A 15,454-nucleotide genomic window follows, 5' to 3' on the forward strand; every position below is an offset into this window, starting at 1 on the left:
ACAACTCCAACGACTATTATTCTACAACCTGTATGGAATTTTCAAACTGCTTAGAATCTGAACCGCAGACCACTTCGACTGTGAGCTTGTAAATTCCAGGTTTTGTCATAACAGGCGCATTCCACGGCAGAAACTTGAAAATCTCGTACTGCGAATAAGGCTCAAGCCAGACTCTCACCGAGCGCTTCTGATAACTCAGCGCAGATGGTGGCAGGGTTACATCGATTTTGTCCAATACCAAAAAAAGATCTTTATTCGTCGTATTTTGTAAATAAACAGAAAAAGCCATCTGGTCGCGTACATTGATCAATTTTGGAACATCAGAGTAGATCTTTATCTTTTTCAAATCTTTTTCATAATCGCGCACACATATTACGGGCAGTGAAACAGAGGTGAGAGAGCCATTCACGGAACATTGAACTGTGAGCACGTAACGTCCATCGCGTTCAAAGGGAAATTCAACCTGATCTAAAACTCTCACATCTTTTCCTATGCCAACCTGTGACCATTTAGATTGAATCTGAAATTCTCTTTGCCAGATTGTTTGATCACTTTCTTTCAGTAAAAGTTTCACATGTTGGACCTGTAAATCTCTCACAGTTGCTGTGTTGTTCACGATATATATTGAACTTTTCACGGTTTCACCGACCAGGTAGAAATCGAGTAACCCATCGACCAGAATCTGGTACTTTTCGACGCTTACAAATGATTTAGTGGCAGAGATCTCCTGTTCATTCACTTTTACTTTTACAACTATCCTGTACTCACCGGAGCGAAGGGAATTGAGTTCAACCTCTCTTTTGAGATCAAACAGCAAGCGACTTGCGAAAGCATCCAGTGTTGTTTTCACACTGTCTTTCTGAGAAAAACTGTATACGGCTGCCTCATCACTCAAGATCTGAAAATTGAAACCAGAGATGACAACTTCTCTTGATTTGTTTTGATTGTTGTAAAGCCGTACTTTCACATCAAGTGGTGTACCAGAGACGTATGGAGTATCAACCTGAATGATGAGCTGGTTCTGCTGGGAACTTTGACTTGGGAATTGACCATAATACATCCTGAGACCGAGAAAGAATATCAACACAATGACAATATTCAAAATCAAAAAGTATATTCCCTGCCTGCGGTAATTGCGAGTCTTTTCTTTCTCACGCTGCAGAAATTGCTGCTCTTTTTTTTTCCATTCCTCCGGATCTTTTGAAAAATATCTCATATGCCTGAAGTCACCCTGAGCACTTCATCAAACGAGGTAATCCCCCTGAGCACTTTCTCAAATCCATCTATGAACATTGGACGCATACCCTTTTGCAAAGCCAAATCGTATATTTCCCTTTCACCACCACCTGCAATTATTGCGTCTTTCACATCTCGAGTTATAACCAGGACCTCTCCAATTGCAACACGACCTTTGTACCCGCTACCGCCGCACTCAGGGCAACCACTTCCTGCGGTGTATTCAACTGGTTCGATATCAGGAAAAGCTGCTTTCCACATTTCTAAGTACTCTTTTCTCAGTTCTGTCTTTACTCTGCAGTTCTCGCACAGTTTTCTGACAAGTCGCTGGCTTATCACGCCGATGAGCGATGTGCTGATCATGTGCCTGTCTATTCCCATATTCACCATTCTGTCTATCGCGGCTGCTGCACTGTTAGTGTGTAAAGTACTCAACACCAAATGACCCGTTAAGGATGCTTCGATGGCAAGACTTGCGGTTTCTTTGTCTCTCATTTCTCCGATCATTATTATATCTGGGTCCTGTCTTAAAAACGATCTTAAATACCTTGCAAAAGTCAAACCTATTTCGGGATTAACCTGACACTGTGTAACTCCATCTATTGTGTACTCCACGGGATCTTCGGCTGTTATTATGTTGACGGTTATGTCTTTGAGTTTGTTTATCATTGCAACAAGCGTGGTTGATTTTCCACTGCCTGTTGGTCCTGTTATGAGAATTATCCCGTTTGGTCTTTTCAAAAGATCTGATATCTTCTTGTAATTGAACTCACTGAAACCGAGGTCCTCTAACTGCTTGTACGCACCAGAGACTTTGAGTATTCTCATAACCACTTTTTCACCGTGCACCGACGGCATGGTTGAAACTCTAAAATCATATTGTTCACCCTGTATGTTCATGTAAAACTTTCCATCCTGTGGTAATCTTTTTTCGGATATATCAAGACCAGCCATGATTTTTACCCTTGTCACAACAGCGCTGTGCTGCACCTTGGAATAGTCAGTGATTTTCCTCAGCAATCCATCTACACGATAGCGTACGCGCACATAGTTTCTAAATGGCTCGATATGAATATCACTTGCCTCCATTTGAACAGCTCTCTGAATTATCGCGTTGACCATTCTAACAACAGGTGCTTCCGCTTCGGCGAGAGTCTCTTCAGCCACTTCTTCACTGACAGGCTCGACTTGCTCTGCTGGAAGCTCTTCTGCCAGAGCCATTGGTGCACCCTGAATGTGCTGGGCGTAAAGCAATGAAAAAATCGTTGGAGTTACAAGATAAACAACGGGATCCTTGCCGGTCAGAAATTTGATCTCACTTGTAATTCTCGACAGATTATAAACGCTGTCTGTTATGACGACCAATCTGTCAGATTGTTTATCCACCGGTATGACTCTCAATTCGTCTATCATTGCCCGCGGTATACTTCTGAGTATCTCAACTGGTATTGTTTTGGGTGGATCTCTAAGCACGGGAACATTGTACTGATCACTCAGAGCATCGGTGATCTGTTCCCATGTTATCAGACCCATATCAACCAGAATTTCACCAAGGGCTTTTCTGTTCTTGCGCTGTTCTTCCAAAGCCCTTGACAGTTCTTCTCTTGTTACCAACCCTTTTTCAATTAGAATCTCACCAAGTCTTTTGTACCGTGGTTTATCCATTGGTATTTATATCCTCCAGTCCCATTCTGTAAACAGCCGGGATCTCACTTTCCGGGAACAGATAACTGTCCTCATCGTCAAATCCCGTGGCTATGAGCGTTACACGCATCTCATCCTGCGGCAGCTCTTCATCGATTATCAAACCAAATTTCACATCTGCGTCTTCACTGCAACTCTGACGTATGATAGCTGCAGCAGCGTGCATTTCACGGAGCTGAACGGTTTTTGGAGCAGAGATGTTTAAAATAATCGCTCCGGCATTTTCTACTGGTCGATCCATCAATTTACTTTCCATAGCTCTCTTTGCAGCTTCGATAGCTCTATTAGCTCCTTTGCCGATGCCGATGCCGAGCATTGCAGCACCTGCGTCTCTCATAACCGATTCAACATCTGCAAAGTCCAAGTTGATATATCCTCTCTTTGTGATCAGCTCTGAAATACCCTTGACACCTTGATGAAGTGTTTCATCTGCCTTCAAAAAGGCGTTGACAACAGTCACATCTGAAGGTAGCTCTTCCAGCAGTTTGTTGTTCGAAATCCTGATCAGAGTGTCAACACTCTTTCTGAGTCTCTTTAAACCTTCTATAGCTGCAGACCATCGCTCTTTGCCTTCAAAGTAAAATGGTGTTGTTATCACGGCAACTGTTAAAATTCCCATACTCTTTGCGATCTCTGCTATCACAGGTGTCGCTCCGGTTCCTGTACCTCCACCAAAACCGGCGGTTATGAACAGCATATCGGTGTCCTGAAGCATTTGTTCAAGTTCTTCGCGGCTTTCCTGAGCTGCTTCCTCTCCGGTTCTCGGATCTCCCCCTGCTCCCAAACCTCTGGTTCTCTTCTCACCGATCTGTATTTTTATATCGGCTTTATTTTCTTCCAGAACCTGAACATCAGTGTTCACAGCAATAAAGGTGACATCTCTGATGCCAATCTCAACCATTCTGTTAATGGCGTTGTTGCCGGCTCCTCCAACACCAACGACCTTTATCACTGGAACTCTTTTTTTCGTGAATTTATCCGTATTGTTTGTCTTTGATTTACCAAGCTCAAAAGCCATATTATCAACCTCCCTGGTATTACCAGAGATTTTTGAATATCTCAACGAGCCTTTTGAAAAAACCTTCATTTGATTCTTTCTTCGGCGATTCTGTGACAGACCCAGCTTCGATTAAAGATACAAATCCACCCAGTACCGACGCATAAACTGGATCGTCCAGAACTTCGTCTGAATCCTTAATGAGTACATTGGTAGAAGTATTGTATGTGCCTATTCTGACAGGACTCTTGAACACATCTAACGCCAGATCCAACAGTCTTGGTACCTTGGCACCCCCACCGAGAAGAACTATGCCACCCGGCAAACCTCTTGGAGCAAATTCTGGTACAATCGAGCAGATTTCTCTGTAAACTCTTCTCACTTTGGTGAGGATTTCCCTGAGCCGTGCGTGTATGACCTTTGCCAACTCATCCTTGGTCATACTTCTGGAAGTTCTACCATCAAGTCCTTTGAATTCAATGGATTGCTGACCAAAACTCGGCTCTCCGTATATGGCACTCCCGTGAGTTTTGAGGAGTCTTTCCGCTTCATCGATAGAGGTATTGAAAACTATGGAAATGTCTTTAATAACGTGCTTCATACCCAATGGTATTGTCTCGAGTCTGATGGGAACTCCCATTGAATAAACAAGAACCGTTGTGTTAGAATGTCCCAGTTCGACAACGCATACGCCGCTCTCTTTTTCAGTGTCTGTTAGCACACCTTCTGCTCCTGAAACAACAGATGCTGCAAAATCAAAATCCTGTGAGATTGCATCTTGCAGAAATTCAAAAAGAGAGCTGGAAGATCTATCAACTGTCACAACGGTCAATTCTACCTCAAGATGCTTTGCAGGCATACCAACGGGATTGAACACGCTCTTTGTTTTGTCGATTATGTATCTTTTTGGGTATATATGCAAAACCTGATAATTGTCACCGAACTCATCGATGGCAGACTGCTTTAACATCTCGACCATCGCTTCATCGACTGTTTTCTTTTCATTGTCAGATACGATGTACTCCTTTTTTACATCATGAAGCGCGAATTTACCACAACTCGAGGATATGATGATATTTGTTCGATTCAAATTTACAACCTCTTCTATCTGAGTGATCAATTGATTCAGCGTATCCTGCAAAGAGATGGCATCCCTTATATCCCCACCATCTATCCCGCGGGTCTTCAAATCAAAATGCGCAAGCAGCTCATAGCCCTCAGCCGTCCTGGAGATAACCAAACCCTTCGTAGAATGCGAACCGATGTCAATCGAGACGTAATTTTCACTTTTCCTCACCGCCACCACCTCTGATCTTGTAAACAAGCCCGCTTGAAGTCAGAAAATATTCAGCTTTTGGCTCCATCACCAAGATTAAGTCTTTCAAAAGTGAAACGTGATTTACCAAATCTTCCCAGTCACTAAAATATAATACAACACCTTTTAAAAGAATTGCACATTTTTGGTTCAATTTTATCTCTGTAACACACGGATCATTCAGGGCATCTTTCAGTTTTGCTATGATCTCAAGAGAACCTTTGCTCACAGACAGTTCTCTTATATCTGCACCACTTACAACTGCCTTTTTCAAAACATCGGCTAAAGCTGCCGTGTACAAAAGTTTTCCATTCTGTGATATCCACCAGATTCTATTTTTGTAAGACACAAGATAAGCCGGTACATTGTTGTTTGAAGCACGATGTAAAACAGGTGAAAACCTTAAAGCAACAAAGAAAAAAATAAAAACTAAGAAAAGTCCCAGGGTTATTATCGCTTTATCTGGATTATACATCCAAATAGGTCACCTTCAGAGCATGTTTTTCTATGAAACTTCTTCTTTCTGAAGGATTTTCACCCATTAACAGATTGAAAAGCCTGTCAGCTTCTTCGGCATTCTCGATATCAACTCTGATGAGCTTTCTTGTTTGAGGATTCATGGTGGTTTCCCACAATTGCTCTGGATTCATTTCTCCCAGACCTTTGTACCTTTGAACTTCTATCTTTCTTGTATCTCCAAGTTCTTTTTTCAAGGCTTTGAAATCGTCCTCGGTATATAAATAGGTCGACCTGGAGTCAAAATTGACTTTGTAAAGAGGAGGAACAGCAATGTATATCTTTCCCTCTTCAATGAGCTGTTTCATGTATCTGAAGAAAAATGTCAATAGCAGTGTTCTGATGTGAGCGCCATCCACATCGGCATCAGTCATAATTATGATCTTTCCATAGCGAAGTTTAGATATATCAAAACTGTCTCCAATGCCTGTACCCACAGCCACGATTATGTTTTTGATCTCTTCATTGGATAGCAGTTTTTGAATTGATGATTTCTCAACATTTAGAATTTTTCCTCTCAGCGGTAAAATTGCCTGATATTCTCTATCGCGTGCCTGCTTTGCCGAACCTCCAGCCGAGTCTCCTTCAACTATGAACAATTCGGATTTTTCAACATCTGATGAGACACAATCAGCGAGTTTTCCAGGGAGCGACAAATTCTCCATTGCGTTTTTTCTTCTGACCAGTTCTCGTGCTTTTCTGGCAGCTTCGCGAGATTGCATGGTTTTAACCACTTTATCGAGTATGACTTTCAGCACAGATTTGTTGAGTTCAAAATACTCCGAAAGTTTATCCCTCAAAACCTTGGAGACAGCAGAGCCTGCACTTTCATTTCCGAGTTTTGATTTTGTTTGCCCCTCGAACTCTGGATCTTTCAAAAACACACTTATCACCGCTGTTAAACCCTCACGCACATCCTCACCCTGAAAGGATTCGTCTTTTTTCAAAACTCCAAGTGATTTTCCATACTCATTGAGCATCTTTGTGATTGTATTTTTGAAAGCCGTTACATGAGTGCCGTGGTCAATGGTTCTTATGTTGTTTGCATACGAATAGATCCTCTCCTGCTCATATGCTTCGGTGTACAAAATGGCTATATTTACAAGTACTTCTTCGTATTCACCGGATATTTCGATCACATCGTGCAAAGGCTTATCATTCTGTGCTAAGAACTTTATATATTCTTTCAGTCCGCCTCTGTATTGAAAGGTGTTGGAGTATTCGTTGATCTTATCTTCAAAGATAATCTTCAGTCCCGGGTTGAGAAATGCCAGTTCTCTGAGTTTGCTTTCTATTATGTTTGGATCAAACTCCAGCGTGGAAAATATCTGTCCGTCTGGTTTGAAACGTGTTATCGTTCCTGTTCTATCGGTTTCACCAACCACTGTAACTGGACATTGAGGTACTCCTCTTGAATACTTCTGGTAATATATCTTTCCGTCTCTGTGTACCCACACTTCAAGCTGCTCAGACAGGGCATTGACTACCGAGGCTCCCACACCGTGCAGTCCTCCACTGACTTTATACACGTTTTTTGAGAACTTTCCACCGGCATGTAGAGTCGTCATTACAACTTCAAGAGCACTCTTGCCTGTCTCTGGATGAATATCTACAGGGATACCTCTACCGTTGTCTTCAACTTCCACAGATCCGTCTTCGAAAAGGGTAACACGAATTACACTGCAAAAACCAGCCATGGCTTCATCTATGCTGTTATCGACAATTTCGTATACAAGATGATGCAGTCCACTTTTACCCGTGGAGCCTATGTACATACCGGGTCTTACTCTGACTGCCTCAAGACCCTTCAGGATCTGAATGCTTTCCGCACCATATTCTATAGCCACTACTTGCACCTCCTGAAAACCACGTCAACGATTTGCTGATCTGGAAAAACCTGCTTTATTTTCTCTCTAAGTTTTCTTTTCATAAAATTCGCTTCTGTGAGCCACATGGTATCATCACACTCAAAAAAGATTACACCATCACGGTACTCCACAAATTTACAATGCCGAGCAAGCGATTCACCAAGAAAATCTCTCAAATCCGACAGAGCTATTCTAAATCTCAATTGCTTGAAAACATCGCTTTTAGATGAAAGCGAATCGAAAATTTCGCCTATTTTCTTCATATCCAGTTTTCCTCTATGGTTTTTATATGATCCTCAAATTTCTCTGACAGAAATAATCCAACAGATTTTGAGTATTTTCTCCAGCCATCAAGTTCATCGACCGGCACAATACCTCTGCTGGTGTGAGTGAGAAAAACTTCATCAGCCCCATAGAGTTCCGATGGTTCAACCCAGCGCTCTTCAATCCCGATTTTTAAAGATTTGCACAGGCTTATTACATTTTTTCTGGTTATACCTGGCAAAATACCACTTTCAAGATCTGGAGTCACGATGCGATTGTCTTTCACAAGAAATACATTGGTAAAGGTCCCTTCGCAGAGCTGTCCTTTACTGCCAAGCATCAACACATCGTATGCATTGCCTTTCATGGATTTTGCAAGCAAGATATCTGTTCTACCAACGACTTTTAAATCAGCCGGTGTCGCACAACTATCGATTTTTCTTATATTGCTGAGCTTTACCTGGATTTTTTCTTCTTTCTTAAAAACCCTCAGCTGATCCATGTAAATAATCAGTTCGCCTGCATGAAGCTGGTATTTAAAAGCGCTGATTTCTCCGCGCGGTAAAAGCAATACCCTTATCGATACATCGTCTTCAAAGTTCTCTATGCCCTGCAAAATAATCTGGCGAAAGCGTTCATACTCAACAGGGACTTTCATACCTAAATAAGCTGCAGAAACTGATAGCCTTTCATAATGAAACTTTGCGGCAAACAACCTTTTCTGGTAGGTCCTAAGTGTTTCGTACGGTATACCTCCATAAAGTACTCCTGGCTCATCAATCGGTAAACTCGCTTCATGCTTCCTTAGCCATTGACCCTTCCAAACCAGCAAGTGTTGACACCACCCCTGCACCATTTACACGCTTTGGCATAACAGTTTCAAAATTTCCGATACAACCACCTGTGAATTCATGGCGGACATAGTATTCATCGTAGCCCGAAGATATACCGGACCTGTTCTGTTCGACCAGAACCTTTCTCAGCTTTCCGATGCTTTTTTCTCGATACATTCTTGAGACTTCCTCAACGACCTTAGACAATTCCTTGCTTCTGCGTTCTTTTTCACCAGGCGGTATCTGATGATCGAATCTCGATGCAACCGTTCCTGGTCTGGCAGAGTATCTGAAAACATGTACTCTTGAAAAAACAGCCCTGTTAACCATTTCAAGAGTTTGTTTGAAGTCACCGATTGTTTCACCAGGAAAGCCGACTATTATATCCGTTGTAATTGAAAAGTCCGGGTTAATCTCTCTCAATCTATCAAATATTCCATAGGCTTCCTCAACGGTGTACTTTCTGTTCATCTTCGATAAGATCTCATTCGACCCGCTCTGCATGGGAATGTGTAAGTGTGGGCAGATTCTATCGCTCTGTGCAAATACCTCTATCAGCTCGCCGGTTATATCCTGAACATTTAAAGAACTCAATCTGATTCTAAAATCACCAGACAATTTTTCCAGCATGGTTTTCAAAAGCTCGGCAAGATTTGTTTGCTGATCCACACCGTACTTACCCAGATTGATTCCAGTCAGAACGATCTCCCTGTAACCATTTCCCAGAAGCGTTCTTGCTTCGTCAACCACCTTTTCGACGGATTTGGACCTTATCCGATGTCCTCGCGCCAGAGGAACGATACAATAGCTGCAAAACTCATTACAGCCATCTTCTACCTTTATGTACGCCCTGGTCCTGTCAGACAGAAAATTCTGAACTTTTTCATCTACTTCACGCACCGGTTCTGAAACATTCACGACTTTTGTCTCTGATTGCTGAAGATATCTTTTTATGTAATCGGTCAGATCCTTTTTCTCGTTGTTACCAAGTACCAGATCTGCTCCTATCTCTAAGAGCTCCTGTTGCTGTAAATGCGCGTAACACCCGGTTGCAATTATCAAAGCTTTGGGATTGAGTTTTCTCAATTTTCGAAGTATCTGCCTTGACTTTCTGGAAGCTTCTGAAGTAACCATGCAGGTGTTCAGGACACAGAGATCCGCCTTTGAAGGGTGCGGTGAGACAACAAAACCATTTTGCTCGAGTTTTTCAATCATGTACTCGGCTTCATACTGGTTGACTTTACAGCCAAGAAATGTTACATAAACCTTTTTCACTCAAAGAGCCCCTTCCATCGCTGCTTTGAGAATATTTGTTCTGCTGACGATCCCAACAAGCCTTCCCTGGTCATCTATAACTGGTATTGTCTTGGTATTGTATCGAATCATGATGTCAGCAACGTGTACCAGCATGGCATTTTCGTTGACTACAACCGGTGGGTGCGTCATGTATTCCGATATGGGTTTGTCCTTTATAAGAACAGCGTTTTTTAAAAACTGATTCATATCTGGTATGAACGACGTAGATTGCAAAAGAGAAAAATAACTGGGAACAACGGCTTTGATTATATCACTCTCACTTGCAAAACCAATCACGTGCATGTCTTCTGAGACAACTGGTATACCTGAAAGAAGCTGGCTTGCCATTATTTTCAAAACATTACCGACAGTCTCATCCTTGGTAACTGCTGTAACATCTCTGACCATGATATCAAACACTCGCATTTAAACCACCTACCGAAGTCTCTCAACTTGACAATCCTGCAAACAAGCCATTATCTCTTCATACTCTGGCATCTCTTTTAGTGGTTTTTTCGTCTTCGCCAGCGCAGCAGCGTACCCGAACTTAGCTACCTCGAGCAGATCATGAGCTGGTGAAGAAAGCCTTTTATAAACCATGGCTGCTATGTAGGCATCACCGGCTCCAAGCAAATTCGAAATCTCTACATCTTGTGGTGTGGTTATCAACCAGACACCGTCGCTGGTTGCAACAACATCGCTTTTTATCTGATAAGATATCACAGACATCCTGCATCCCATTTTGACGAGTTCAACTGCCGCCTGAACATAATCATCGAGGGTAAAAAGTTCTCTTCCAAGAACGACATTTTTCTCTCTTGTGTCTGGTTTTATCACATCCGGCACCTGTACCTGAAGAGCAGGCTTGATATATTCGTCGACTACTTCCATGAATACATGCTTTGCTTTTTGTTTTGCCAGCTTTGCAAAAACTCCATAAACGTCACCCTGAAAGTTTGGAGGAAGGCTTCCAGAGAGAACGACCATTTCGGCACGGGATAAAAAGATCTCGTAACGCTTTAGCAAAAGATCCAGTGCGTGTTTTTCAACAACAGGTCCGGGAGAATTGATCTCAGTCAGGGTGTGGTTTTTTGGATCGATTATGGAAATGTTTTCGCGTGTTTCCTGATCTATATGCACAAAACTCGTGCTTATCAGCGGGCTAATTTTACCGAGTTCCGCTAAAAGGACGCGTCCAATATAACCACCCAGTATTCCAATAGCCACAGACTGCACTCTCAATTTTGCAAGTGCAATGGAAACATTTATTCCCTTACCCCCGGGTGACATCATTATATCTCTGTGATGCGCTATTCTGTGAAGTTCATTAACCTGAAAATCTTCAACTATGAACTCTCGATCCAGAGCAGGGTTAAGAGTAACGGTTATAACCTTCAAGCTGTCACCTCTTCAAAATCAACTCTCTTGGTGTTCCTTTATATTCTATTTTACCATCTTTCATAACCACAAAAATATCTGCAAGTGGTAAGAAACGATTCCTGTGTCTGGTGCTCAATATGACAACTCTGTCTTCTTTTAACGTTGAAAGCTCTTTAACAACAGGAACAAGAGTTTCGTCATCAACGTGATCAAGAATACAATCCAGAACGATTATGGAAGATTTTCTCACAATTGCAGCAAAAAGGAGAATCATGATCTTCTCCATCGTGTAAAACTCTTTCAGTGGCGTCTGCAATTCTCTTCGAAGTAATTTGAGAATGCCAAGCCTATCCAGTTCTGATGAAAATTCGTCCAATGCCACCTGTTTTTCCGATAGAACTAAATTTATGAATTCACCAAATCTCAAATGATCGAGCGCTTCAACAAAGGATGGTTCGATATAAGTTACGAGCCTTCTGAGGGTCTTTTTCTCATAAGCGGTTACTGGTTTGCCGTTTATCTTTAGCTCTCCATCCCAGACGACGTTATCGTATATCTCTTTATTCAACCTTAGAAGGGACCTCAACAGGGCAGATTTACCAGCTCCTCTTGGGCCATATACTATCGTGAATTCGCCTGTCTGAACCGTTAAATCGATGTTCTTCAGTACACTTACGCCATCTATGGACATAGAGAAATTGAGAAATTCAATGGAACTACGATCCTCTGACGCCTTTTCTTGATCTGGTGCAGTCTGATTGTTCTGCGTCAACAAGGGTCATCCTCCTTCGCATCTCTTCTTCAGCACCTTTTTCCCCTTCTTTTAACATACGAAGGAGCTCATACTGCGAAACTGTTCTGGGATTCTTTTGCTTCTTTTTCATATCTTCACCCCTTGCGTGTTTACTATCTGTATTTTATGGTTTTTCAATTACTCAAAGTTGTAGTTAGTATTACAAAAAATCAGCTATAAGACATACCCTCTGAAAACAGCGATGAATGTATTACTGTATAATAAATTACGGAGGTGACCAGATGACATTTTCAGATTTTCAGGTTGGTCAGACTTACAGTGAAAAATTTGTCATTACCGAGAAAATGGTCAGAGATTTTTCAGAACTCACCGGTGATAAAAACCCCGTTCATCTGGACGAAGAGTACGCAAAATCAACACGTTTCAAAAGAAGAATCTGTCATGGAATGCTTGCCGCATCACTGATCTCAAAGGTTCTCGGTATGGACTTTCCAGGTCCTGGAACTATTCTTGTAAAGCAGCAGTTCAAATACAGGGCGCCGGTTTACATAAACGAGCAGATAGAAATACAAGTCAAAATAACTCAAGTGATAACTGATAAGCACAGACTTGTGCTTGATACGAATGTGATAAAGGAAGATTCAACAATCGCAATAGAAGGAGTTTGTGAGGTACTTTTCGAATCATGAGACCTTTTGGCCAGCATTTTCTGACAGACGAAAAAGCAGTACACTGTTTGATAGAACAATTACTGGATGAAAAAAACAGAACAATCATCGAAATAGGTCCAGGAAAGGGTTTTATAACCAAATTTCTTCTTCAAAACGGTTTCAAAATCGTGGCTTATGAGATCGATGAAAAGATCGCCAATCAGCTCAAAGAAAGTGTCAATAGCATTAATTTAGATATACGAGTGAAAGACTTTCTCAAAGTAGATATCCAAGAACTGCCAGACTTGAGCTGTTGTATTGGCAGTATACCGTATCAAATCTCATCAAAGTTGGTCAGAAAGATAATAGACCTTTCTTTCAAAAAGGCAGTACTGATTGTTCAGAAGGAATTTGCAGAAAAACTCACAGCTTCACCATCCACCAGAAAATACACCTTCATCTCAGCCTTAGCTCAGAGTTTTTACACAATCAGAAGAATATGCAACATACCAAAAAGCTCATTTTCTCCACCACCAAAAGTGGAATCGACCATAATAGTCATGGTCAAAAAGCAGAAAACACCTGAACCTGGTGGATATGCCCTGTTTTTGCGCAGGCTTTTCACTTCACCCAATAAAACTGTTCGATATGCCCTGAGATCTCTTCAAGATGTTCGCGCGGAAATCTTGCAAAAGCGTGTTCGTGATCTCTCTACAGATGAGATTTTAGAAATTTACAGCAAATCAGCCAGAAAACTCGTCTAATGAAGATAAATGAATGTATGAATTACAAACCGCATCTTTGTTGTCTGATGTCAGAGTTGGCACTGTGAAAGATAGCTGTGAACTGGTAAGAATTGGTGGGTGATTAGGGGTGTCAAAAGGAGTGGTCAGGTGACAAAAGCAGAGCTTTTTGAAACTGTGTTGAACTCAATAGTTGAAGGAATAATAATGGTGGATAAAGATGCAAGGATAATCTTTATGAACAAACAGGCATCGCTGATTCTGGGAATCCCCATTTCACAGGCAATTGGCAAAAATGTTGTTGATGCCATTCCCAATACACGATTGCACATTGTTTTGAAAACAGGTATACCAGAACCGGACAGGATCCAGCAGCTTGGTCATACACAGATAATAACAACTCGGGTTCCTATCAGGGACAGTTCTGGACAGATAATAGGTGCTATGGCAATTTTTAGAGATATTACGAGCGTTCAAAAGATGGCTGAAGAGGTAACAAATTTGAGACAAATGGAAGCACTTTTGAAAGCAATCATTGAGTCGACAAGCGATGCGATATCTGTCGCCGATGAAGACGGAAAGATAGTTATGGTGAATAAAGCTTACACCAAGATCACCGGCTACAGCTCCAGCGAAGTTGTGGGTAAACTTGCAACTGTCGACATCGCTCAGGGTGAAAGCATGCACATAAAAGTGGCAAAAACCAGGCAACCGATTTATGGTGCAAGACTGCTCGTTGGTCCGGGAAAAAGAGAAGTTGTGGTCGATGTTACTCCACTTTTTGTGAAAAACGAGTTTAAAGGAAGCGTTGCTGTGATCCATGATGTTACAGAAATCATCAGACTGAACAAAGAACTGGACGAGGTAAAAAGACTGATCAGAAGAATGGGTGCAAAATACACTTTTGAAGATGTAGTAGCAGAAAGTCCCAAGATGAAAATTGCACTTACCCAGGCAATGAAGGTCGCACCCACTCCAGCCACTGTGCTGTTGAGAGGTGAGAGCGGCACAGGCAAAGAACTGTTTGCACATGCCATTCACAATGCAAGTGATAGGAAAGATCGAGCCTTTGTGAGTGTTAACTGCGCGGCAATTCCAGAATCGATTTTAGAATCCGAGCTTTTTGGTTATGCATCCGGAGCTTTCACGGGAGCGAGAAAGGAAGGCAAGAAAGGCTTACTCGAAGAAGCCCAGCACGGGACCATTTTCTTCGACGAGATTGGCAAGATGCCTTTAACTGTCCAGTCGAAATTGCTCAGGTTTCTGGAGAGTAGAGAGATAGTCCCCGTTGGAGACACCAAAGCGACAAAAATAGATGCAAGAATAATTGCCGCGACAAATATGGACTTAGAAAAAATGGTACAGCAAGGCACCTTTCTACCGGATCTTTACTTCAGGCTCAATGTCTTTCCAATATTTCTACCACCTCTTAGAGAGAGAAAAGAAGATATACCAATTTTGATTCAGTATATAATAAGAAAACTCAATCAGGAATATGGCAGAACGGTGGAAGGTATTTCACCAGATGCTTTGGTCAGATTGATGAATTACAACTGGCCCGGGAATGTGAGAGAACTTGAGAATGTTATAGGTCGCGCGATGATAAATATGGACAGTGAAGATAGACTTGTGAGATTACACCACTTACCGCCTCTGAAAACCACTTACCATGCAGTTGACGTACCATCGGCTGGAAATCTCAAAGAAATGCTTTTTGAATACGAGAAAGGGATTATACTCAAAGCGCTGGACCAGAATGACTGGAATGTTCCCAAAGCTGCTGCTGCACTTGGAATGAGTGTTAGGACACTTTACTATCGCATGAAAGTGCTGGATATAAAAAGAAAATAAGGTATATAATAAAAACATGAAAGATGATTCATTTGGAGGAATTCAGA

The 15,454-nt window shown here is 41.8% G+C and carries 15 protein-coding genes; 3 read left to right on the forward strand and 12 right to left on the reverse strand.

Annotation, left to right across the window (positions count from 1 at the left end; translation table 11 throughout):
• Positions 1-16: 16 nt before the first annotated feature.
• From AC4E92_RS06915 to AC4E92_RS06970, 12 genes are read right to left on the reverse strand one after another with little or no spacing between them, the layout of a single operon-like run.
• Positions 17-1,216 (reverse strand): hypothetical protein, encoded by a 1,200-nt coding sequence (locus AC4E92_RS06915; protein ID WP_490239863.1) that lies wholly within the window; start codon positions 1,214-1,216, stop codon positions 17-19.
• Positions 1,213-2,901 carry a GspE/PulE family protein gene (locus AC4E92_RS06920; protein ID WP_490239864.1) on the reverse strand — a complete coding sequence of 563 codons (1,689 nt, stop codon included), beginning with the start codon at positions 2,899-2,901 and terminating at the stop codon, positions 1,213-1,215. The genes AC4E92_RS06915 and AC4E92_RS06920 overlap by 4 nt, the downstream gene beginning before the upstream one ends.
• The gene (gene ftsZ / locus AC4E92_RS06925; RefSeq protein WP_490239865.1) at positions 2,894-3,958 is read right to left on the reverse strand and encodes a cell division protein FtsZ; all 1,065 of its coding nucleotides are present in this window, start codon (positions 3,956-3,958) and stop codon (positions 2,894-2,896) included. The genes AC4E92_RS06920 and ftsZ overlap by 8 nt, the downstream gene beginning before the upstream one ends.
• Positions 3,959-3,977: 19 nt before the next feature.
• On the reverse strand, positions 3,978-5,234 hold the full coding sequence (ftsA, locus tag AC4E92_RS06930) for a cell division protein FtsA (RefSeq protein WP_490239866.1): 1,257 nt from the start codon (positions 5,232-5,234) through the stop codon (positions 3,978-3,980).
• Positions 5,221-5,727, reverse strand: coding sequence for a DUF4894 domain-containing protein (locus AC4E92_RS06935; RefSeq protein ID WP_490239867.1), 507 nt, complete (start codon positions 5,725-5,727; stop codon positions 5,221-5,223). Before AC4E92_RS06935 ends, ftsA begins: the two co-directional genes overlap by 14 nt.
• Entirely contained in the window at positions 5,720-7,609 is a 1,890-nt protein-coding gene (gyrB, locus tag AC4E92_RS06940) for a DNA topoisomerase (ATP-hydrolyzing) subunit B (RefSeq protein WP_490239896.1), read from the reverse strand. The genes AC4E92_RS06935 and gyrB overlap by 8 nt, the downstream gene beginning before the upstream one ends.
• Before the next feature lie 5 nt (positions 7,610-7,614).
• Complete coding sequence (locus AC4E92_RS06945) at positions 7,615-7,899, reverse strand: DciA family protein (protein WP_490239868.1); 285 nt, start codon at positions 7,897-7,899, stop codon at positions 7,615-7,617.
• A complete protein-coding gene (locus AC4E92_RS06950; RefSeq protein ID WP_490239869.1) occupies positions 7,896-8,732 on the reverse strand; it encodes an aminotransferase class IV in 837 nt (278 codons plus the stop codon). Before AC4E92_RS06950 ends, AC4E92_RS06945 begins: the two co-directional genes overlap by 4 nt.
• Positions 8,695-10,008: a tRNA (N(6)-L-threonylcarbamoyladenosine(37)-C(2))-methylthiotransferase MtaB gene (gene mtaB, locus AC4E92_RS06955; RefSeq protein WP_490239870.1), complete on the reverse strand. Its 1,314-nt coding sequence runs from the start codon at positions 10,006-10,008 to the stop codon at positions 8,695-8,697. The genes AC4E92_RS06950 and mtaB overlap by 38 nt, the downstream gene beginning before the upstream one ends.
• On the reverse strand, positions 10,009-10,455 hold the full coding sequence (locus AC4E92_RS06960; protein ID WP_490239871.1) for a CBS domain-containing protein: 447 nt from the start codon (positions 10,453-10,455) through the stop codon (positions 10,009-10,011).
• 9 nt (positions 10,456-10,464) lie between these two features.
• On the reverse strand, positions 10,465-11,427 hold the full coding sequence (locus AC4E92_RS06965; protein WP_490239872.1) for a 1-phosphofructokinase family hexose kinase: 963 nt from the start codon (positions 11,425-11,427) through the stop codon (positions 10,465-10,467).
• 4 nt (positions 11,428-11,431) lie between these two features.
• Complete coding sequence (locus AC4E92_RS06970; RefSeq protein WP_490239873.1) at positions 11,432-12,184, reverse strand: ATP-binding cassette domain-containing protein; 753 nt, start codon at positions 12,182-12,184, stop codon at positions 11,432-11,434.
• 260 nt (positions 12,185-12,444) lie between these two features.
• Here AC4E92_RS06970 and AC4E92_RS06975 point away from each other — a divergent pair, with 260 nt between their 5' ends.
• The 3 genes from AC4E92_RS06975 (at position 12,445) to AC4E92_RS06985 (ending at position 15,407) form a co-directional block, all read left to right on the forward strand.
• Complete coding sequence (locus AC4E92_RS06975) at positions 12,445-12,852, forward strand: MaoC family dehydratase (RefSeq protein ID WP_490239874.1); 408 nt, start codon at positions 12,445-12,447, stop codon at positions 12,850-12,852.
• Positions 12,849-13,577: a 16S rRNA (adenine(1518)-N(6)/adenine(1519)-N(6))-dimethyltransferase RsmA gene (rsmA, locus tag AC4E92_RS06980; RefSeq protein WP_490239875.1), complete on the forward strand. Its 729-nt coding sequence runs from the start codon at positions 12,849-12,851 to the stop codon at positions 13,575-13,577. Before AC4E92_RS06975 ends, rsmA begins: the two co-directional genes overlap by 4 nt.
• Positions 13,578-13,706: 129 nt before the next feature.
• Positions 13,707-15,407: a sigma-54 interaction domain-containing protein gene (locus AC4E92_RS06985; protein ID WP_490239876.1), complete on the forward strand. Its 1,701-nt coding sequence runs from the start codon at positions 13,707-13,709 to the stop codon at positions 15,405-15,407.
• Positions 15,408-15,454: the final 47 nt, after the last annotated feature.

The organism is Pseudothermotoga sp., from assembly GCF_031962025.1.
Classification (GTDB): Bacteria; Thermotogota; Thermotogae; order Thermotogales; family DSM-5069; genus Pseudothermotoga_B.